The organism is Microvirga aerilata, assembly GCF_016743775.1.
GTDB lineage: Bacteria > Pseudomonadota > Alphaproteobacteria > Rhizobiales > Beijerinckiaceae > Microvirga > Microvirga aerilata.
On sequence record NZ_JAEQMY010000164.1, the window covers coordinates 1 to 6,502 of the forward strand.

The window sequence follows — 6,502 nt, forward strand, 5'->3', positions numbered from 1 at the left end:
GACACCAGCAGCGTGCCCGCGAGTGTCACTGGCGCAAGCGTACCCGACGTCGGCGCAAACCACGGCTGTAGTACTAGAGCATCGGACCTTTTAGTGGACGCACCACCAGCGACTTCGAGATGGTTCCAGGGCTGGTGAGATGCAGAACTCATCGGATCTGAGTTCTCGTCCGATGCTCTAAGTGGTGGGAGGTTTGGGGCAGACACGTAGGCTCGATTAGCCCGACTTCGGGCGTTTCCTCCTGAAACTCGACTCCCTCCTGCTCCCTCAGCGGCGAGGGAGCTTTTTCGTGGAGAGGGATGTACCGAACAGGAACTGAAGCGCCCTCCGCCGAGACGCATATTGTCTGTCATTTCGCGGGACGGGAATGACGGAACCGTGGCAAACGCGAACGACGTTGAAAAAGCTAGAGTCAGCTCTGGGTCAATTTGTGAAGTTTAGGCATGCCCGTTAACGGTCCGCTCACCGCGAGAGACCTGACCTTTATCGCCTCGTCTCGGGCCCGGTCGGTGCCAATAATATGAATAAGCTGGGAGTGGACGGATGGTCGGCTTCGAACGACTCACGTCGCCGTTCCTGCTCCTAAGGTCGGCTCGACGTCGGACCTGAGCGAGTCCTGCCCGGTGCAACGTCTGGCTACCTATTAGCTACATGGAAGAAAATCTATCAAAGGGCAGAAGCCGGTAAACCTTTGATATAGTTAATGAACGCGCTGGGACTCGAACCCAGGACCCTCTGATTAAAAGTCAGAGGTTATCCTGTGGGCTGAGATTGTTGAAAAAGTCCGCAACTGCCGATTGTTGCGCAGGCCGCATACAGGATGCTGGGCCTGATCTTGTACGCTGACGCTAATAATAGACCGACGCAGCGGCACCCAGGAGTTTTTCAACGGAAGCGGATGTTACCTCTTGTGCCGATCCCGATAGATCGAGCATGGACGCTCTGCGTGGCAGCCGTCCGGTAAGAACTGCATCCGTTAGGCAGACAAATCCATTAGGATGCAAACTGCATTATTGCCCTCAGGGTTCGGCCTGTGCCCTGCCCTCCCCTCGCGCAGATAGCACCCGATAAAGGGCCAGCCCAAGAGCACCAAGAGCTGCCACCGGCATGATCCAAGCATTCGCTGAGCCCATCGTCCAAAGGGTTGCTCCGCTGAGCGCGCACCAGAGCAGCGGAATGATCATGAGCGCCCACGGGAGCTGCTTGTCCACTGTCAGGAGGACCCCAATCGTGGCAAGCACAGTGGGATCAGGCGCGACACCAAAGATCTCGGCCTGCATCCAGTCTCGACCAACAAGCGGGCCAATCAATGGGTGGACGACCAGCGCAAACAGAAACAGTCCCATTCCAGTCCGGCTGGTCCAATCCCTGTACGGCCGAAACGAGAGCCGATGGCGAACGATCCCTGTCCAGATCAGCAGCACTGCCTCGATGACAAAGCCGATGGCGAAGTAGCGCGCCGCCCAGTTGATCGTGTCGTAGTGCTCCACAAGGTAAGCCCACGCCGTCCAAAGCCACCCCACCGCAAGGATCACCGTGACCACCGAACCTTGCCAGGCACACGAACGATGCAGCCGCCACAGAACAATGATTCCGAGCAGTAGTGCCAGGATCTGTGCTGGCCAGATTGCCCGGTTGTAGAGCTCGAACAGGCGGTAATAGGTGCGGGCCGAAAACAGCAGGAAATCCGATGGGGTGTAGGACAGCCAGTCCCCCATCAGAGGCTCTCAACATAAACGATCATGCGGGCCCGCATCGCGCCATCCGGCAACTTTCCGGTGGCAGCAGCCATGTTCTCGCGCACATGATCGACGCGGGTGGTTGCCGGAATGGCGCAGGTCACGGCCGGGTGAGACACGATGAACTTCAGAACAAACTGCGCCCAGGTTCTCGCGTCGATCGCGGCCGCCCAAGGCGGGAGAGGGTGGCGTTCCAGGCGGTCGATCAGGGCACCCTGCCGGAACGGACGGTTCACGATCACCCCGATGCCGCGCTCTGCGGCCAGAGGCAAAATGCGCTCTTCGACCTCACGGTCGAGGATGTTGTAGGTCACCTGGATGAAGTCGAGCGGATGCTGACGCATTACCTGCTCGAACTCCCGGTGCCGGCGTCCCTCCGAGGTGGTGATCCCGACATAACGCACCTCCCCGGCCGCCTTCATGGCAAGCAGGGTCCTGAGATGCGCCTCCCAAGAGAGGAGATTGTGGACCTGCAGCAGGTCAAAGCGGGGAACCCTCCAGTGGCGCCGCGACTCGGCAATCTGGTCTGGGCCGGCTGAGCCAGACGAGGTCCAGACCTTGTCGGCCGAGAACAGGCGGGATGGGTGGCCGAGCTTCTGCAGGCCATGGCCGACCACCTCCTGCGAGGAGCCGTACATGGGAGAGGAGTCGATCATCCGCCCACCGGCTTCGAAGAACGCCCGCATGACCTCGGCACAGCTATCCCGTGCTTCGGTGTCGCGCCCGACATTGAACGTGATCCAGGTGCCGAGCCCGACCAGGGGCAGGGCCTCGCCAGTCGAGGGAATGGGTCTGGTGAGAACCGGACTTGGCTGTGCGGCTCCGGTCAGGGGCCACAACATCGCCGTGGCACCGGTCGCCGCCATGGCGCAGAGGAGACTGCGGCGGCTGAGGAGGTGTGATGGCTGCATCGATAGTTCTCCCGACCCAATCCGTCAGAGGTTGCTATACTCAGGCGGCTGCGGGCATCACGAGCCGTGAATTTTTATGTTCATGACAACGTGCACGTACCGTCACGGTGCCATGAGTCGGTGGCACAACCTGCTTGGGGTTGGAACCTTAGCCGTTCTCGGCAGTCATCCCTGTGCGGTGCCCCAACCCGGGTTGGAGCGACACTGGAGGCTGATCGATGCGTAGGGCCATTTCATCCATCATTGCACTGCTCGGCGGCATCGTCCTGGCCGGTCCAGCGGTGGCAGAGGTGTCGATCGTGGTCGACAAGACGACCCAGCGCATGACAGTGTTCGTTGACGGGCAGCAGCGCTATTCCTGGCCGGTGTCGACGGGCACTGCCGATTACTCGACGCCAGTCGGCACATTCACGCCGTCACGGCTGGCCAGGGCGCATTACTCACGGGAATGGGACAACGCCCCCATGCCGCACTCGATTTTCCTCACCGATGCGGGCCATGCCATTCACGGCAGCCGCGCCATATCACACCTCGGCACACCGGCCTCGCATGGCTGCGTACGACTGGCGCCCAGGCACGCGAGCATCCTGTTCGATCTTGTCATGGTGGAGGGACCCGAGAACACGCGGGTCGAGATCACCGGGATGGACCCGATCGGCACCAGGCTGGCAGGCGCGAATGGTGCCGGAGGGGACTACAGCCGCCTGACCAGCTTCGACCCGCTGACAAATGGGATCATGGCCGGCAGTAGCGTGGGTCGCTCCCAAGCTGACATCAGCAGAAATCCGTGAGGCGGCCGGCTCACTGAAATAGGGAGGCTGTGCTGAGTGGGTGCCATACGCCAAACCAGCAGACACCTGTCCAGCGGAGCCCGGCTGCGGATCGTCTTGGCCGTGACCCAAGCCCCTCACCGTCCGTTAACCCTGCTTCCCAACAGCTCCCGATGACCGGGAGCCTCTATCGATTGAGGTGGTTTGCTCAGCAGTCAGGTTTTCGAGGATGATCCCATGATCAGGAACGCTCTCTGCCTCAAGGGTCTTGTTGCTCTGTTGACGATTGCCGCATGGCAGCCTGCCGGGGCTGCCAGTTTCGACTGCTCCAAAGCCGAGGCTGCGGACGAAAAGGCTATCTGTGCCGATCGGCAGCTGAACGATGAGGATGTCGAGATGGCAGTCCTCTACACCCAGCTCAAACCGTTGCTTGGCATGGGCGCCCGTGGCGACATGGAGGACGAGCAGGCGGCCTGGCTCAAGCGGCGTGCCGCCTGTGGAGCCGACCGAGCCTGCTTGAGTAACGCCTATCAGGAGCGCATCCAGCAGCTCAGAGGCGGTTTTGAGGCGCTCGCCAAGCGTGGTCCTTCCTGACGGCGGCTGTCGAGGTTTGGGGCAATGCCACGCCTCACCTAGTGAGCCAGCAGCACCGGCAGTTCTGCATGCGTGATGATATGGCTTGTCGCCCCACCGAAGATCAGCTGCCGCAGGCGGCTCTGGGTATAGGCCCCTTTGACGACCATGTCGGCATGCAGTGCAGTCGCGTCCTCCAGAATGGCCTCGCCCGGGGAACGCATGTTCAGCCTCCGTGTCACTGCCTCGGCCACGATGCCTTTTCTCCGCAGGCGAAGGACCAGTTCCGCTCCGCTCGGCCCTTCCATGCTCCAGCCCTCCCATGTCAGCACGATGACGCGGCTGGCTTTTTCCAGAATGGGCAGACTAAGCGCCACCGTTCTGGCTGTCTCTGTGCTGCCATTCCAGGCGATCACGATCGTTGTTCCAATCGATGCTGGCGAGGAGGGCGGAACCATCAGAACCGGCCGCCCACCCTCAAACAGCGCAGCCTCAAGGGTAGCTTGCCGCGGCGGCTCATCGTGTCGTGCGGGTCGTCCCAGCACGACCAAATCGAAAATCCGGCTGAAGCTGTCGATGTAGCGGTTCCCGTACAGCTGTGGGCCCAACCAGCCGCAGGAGACCTCGTCCTGTGCTTCACTCTTGCGCGGCACCGAACAGGAGAGCATGAACTCTTCGAAGATCTGCCGGGAGCGCTCGACGAGTTCGCGCTGCTCCTTTTCGCTCAGGACAGTCCAGACCGCCGGGACATCGAAGGCAACGACGTCAGGGATGTCAGGGCCAAGCGCCAGGCCCTCGATATGGCTACCGAAGTGGTTCGCAACCACTAAGGCAGCATCAAGAACAGAGCGGATGAAGGGGTGCGGCTCAACTGGAGCCAGAATGGCTTTCATAACAACCACCTCAGTAGCCTGACAGCCGACGCTTCAATGCCACTATACTCTGAAGACAGTTGTTCGACACCGCTATTCGCAATCGAACCGCTGACCGAGCGGTTACCTCCAGGTCATGCTGAACGGCGGATCAATCCGCTCCTTCAAACGTGAACATTGCCGAAGGCCAGTTCGCCCTCCCCTTTCGGCCGACGCAGTGAGGCATACAGGATCCAGCCATAGAAGAGTGTGACGGCAAGGATCACAATCCAGCCCGGCACCGGGCCGATGGCGGCGTTGCGCACCCGCTCGCTCACCGAGGTCACGAGATGAGCCTCCACGGCATTCTCCTGCATTCGGATGAAGGTGGTCTTCACCAACCAGGCAAACAGCAGGATCAGGAACATCCAGCAGTAGTTGCGCCGCAGGCGGCGCGAGATGGCCTGGCTGTGACTGGTCAGGAATACGGGCTGCCTGAGATCATCGCCCAGTTTGTGGATCCAGTCATCTGTCGTTCCCTCCTCTGGCGAGAAGATCTGAGCATAGTAGTTGCGCTCCATGCGGCGCACGCGACTGCGGTAGACGTCAAAGAAGCGGTAGCGGCGCGCCTCAATCACCAGAAGCAGCAGAACCAGGACCATGGCAAAGAGCAGCACGTCATGGTGGGCTGTGGGCGTGGAAAGCGAGACCGACAGCATGGCCGCCACGACGGTAATGGCCCAGTTCGTGGTGCGGTCGATCCGGTCGCGCCAGCCGGCCATGCGGGCGATCTCGGCGCGATGGTAGTGCGCCATGACGGTGATGAACTCGGTTGACGAGGTTGGAAAGACCGGTGCCATGATGGTCGGTCGCGGCTGATGGAGCGTGTTCTGATTGCTCTTCGGCCGCATGGTGTCCCTCCCTCTTCATCAAGGCATTGGAGGATTTCCGCTCGAATTATCGGACTGCCTGTTCAGGATCTCAGCAAAGCAGGGGAACTATAGCACCGGAAAGCTCCGCCGCAGATCAGTTTTGTCCGCACTCCCCTCAGCGGCCGAAGGAGCCTGACCGCGGGACAAGTATCAGTCTGTCTGTTGCGCTGAACGCTCTTCACTTCTGGGATCCTCAACGTGGGCGTACAGTCATGGGCTTCACCCCTCAGCCCACCAGACCAGGCAGGAGATTGGCAGCCATGAAGCCCATGACCGAGACGCATCTCGCGATCCTGCGCCGCCATATGGTGGAGTTGATCGCCCTTCAGGCCGATCTGATGAGCGAAGAGATCGGCAAGAGCTCACTCGATGAGCGGGTGCTGGCGGCTATGCGGCGGGTGCAACGCCATCTCTTCGTCCCACCACAGCTTGCAGCCATTGCTTATCAGGACACACCGCTGCCGATCGGCTTCAACAAGACAGTGTCGCAGCCCTTCATCTGCGCCCTCATGACGGACCTGCTGGACCTGCATCCGCAGGAGACTGTGCTCGAGATCGGCACCGGTCTCGGCTACCAGGCGGCCGTCCTGGCCGAGATTGCTCGCCAGGTCTGGACCGTGGAAGTGGTTGAGGAGTTTGCCAGCCATGCTGAGAGTCGGTCCGAGCGATTCATGAGCTTTGACAAAGCCTTGCGATCCTGCGGGTCATGAGCCGGATCATGGCGAG

General features: G+C 60.8%; 6 protein-coding genes and 1 pseudogene. 3 read left to right on the top strand and 4 right to left on the bottom strand.

The genetic code is table 11. The features are described 5' to 3' along the window. Positions 1 to 1,019: 1,019 nt before the first annotated feature. Positions 1,020 to 1,718, bottom strand: coding sequence for a DUF6064 family protein (locus JKG68_RS30425; protein ID WP_202065999.1), 699 nt, complete (start codon positions 1,716 to 1,718; stop codon positions 1,020 to 1,022). Continuing rightward, entirely contained in the window at positions 1,718 to 2,581 is an 864-nt protein-coding gene (locus JKG68_RS30430; RefSeq protein WP_312891051.1) for an aldo/keto reductase, read from the bottom strand. Before JKG68_RS30430 ends, JKG68_RS30425 begins: the two co-directional genes overlap by 1 nt. Before the next feature lie 287 nt (positions 2,582 to 2,868). Here JKG68_RS30430 and JKG68_RS30435 point away from each other — a divergent pair, with 287 nt between their 5' ends. After that, a complete protein-coding gene (locus JKG68_RS30435; protein WP_202066001.1) occupies positions 2,869 to 3,441 on the top strand; it encodes a L,D-transpeptidase in 573 nt (190 codons plus the stop codon). Positions 3,442 to 3,657: 216 nt separating this feature from the next. Next, positions 3,658 to 4,014 carry a lysozyme inhibitor LprI family protein gene (locus tag JKG68_RS30440; RefSeq protein WP_202066003.1) on the top strand — a complete coding sequence of 119 codons (357 nt, stop codon included), beginning with the start codon at positions 3,658 to 3,660 and terminating at the stop codon, positions 4,012 to 4,014. 38 nt (positions 4,015 to 4,052) lie between these two features. Here the strand turns inward: JKG68_RS30440 and JKG68_RS30445 are convergent, their stop codons facing one another. Beyond that, a complete protein-coding gene (locus tag JKG68_RS30445) occupies positions 4,053 to 4,886 on the bottom strand; it encodes a universal stress protein (RefSeq protein WP_202066004.1) in 834 nt (277 codons plus the stop codon). Positions 4,887 to 5,029: 143 nt separating this feature from the next. Then, a complete protein-coding gene (locus JKG68_RS30450; RefSeq protein ID WP_202066005.1) occupies positions 5,030 to 5,755 on the bottom strand; it encodes a DUF2270 domain-containing protein in 726 nt (241 codons plus the stop codon). 281 nt (positions 5,756 to 6,036) lie between these two features. Here JKG68_RS30450 and JKG68_RS30455 point away from each other — a divergent pair. Next, positions 6,037 to 6,432, top strand: a pseudogene (locus JKG68_RS30455) (protein-L-isoaspartate O-methyltransferase family protein); the annotation flags it as partial. Between the last annotated feature and the right edge of the window lie 70 nt (positions 6,433 to 6,502).

Excerpts from the sequence above, each read along its gene's own strand:
- JKG68_RS30450 (WP_202066005.1), bottom strand. The coding sequence starts at position 5,755 with ATGCGGCCGAAGAGCAATCAGAACACGCTCCATCAGCCGCGACCGACC.
- JKG68_RS30435 (WP_202066001.1), top strand. The coding sequence starts at position 2,869 with ATGCGTAGGGCCATTTCATCCATCATTGCACTGCTCGGCGGCATCGTC.
- JKG68_RS30425 (WP_202065999.1), bottom strand. The coding sequence starts at position 1,718 with ATGGGGGACTGGCTGTCCTACACCCCATCGGATTTCCTGCTGTTTTCG.
- JKG68_RS30440 (WP_202066003.1), top strand. The coding sequence starts at position 3,658 with ATGATCAGGAACGCTCTCTGCCTCAAGGGTCTTGTTGCTCTGTTGACG.
- JKG68_RS30430 (WP_312891051.1), bottom strand. The coding sequence starts at position 2,581 with ATGTTGTGGCCCCTGACCGGAGCCGCACAGCCAAGTCCGGTTCTCACC.
- JKG68_RS30445 (WP_202066004.1), bottom strand. The coding sequence starts at position 4,886 with ATGAAAGCCATTCTGGCTCCAGTTGAGCCGCACCCCTTCATCCGCTCT.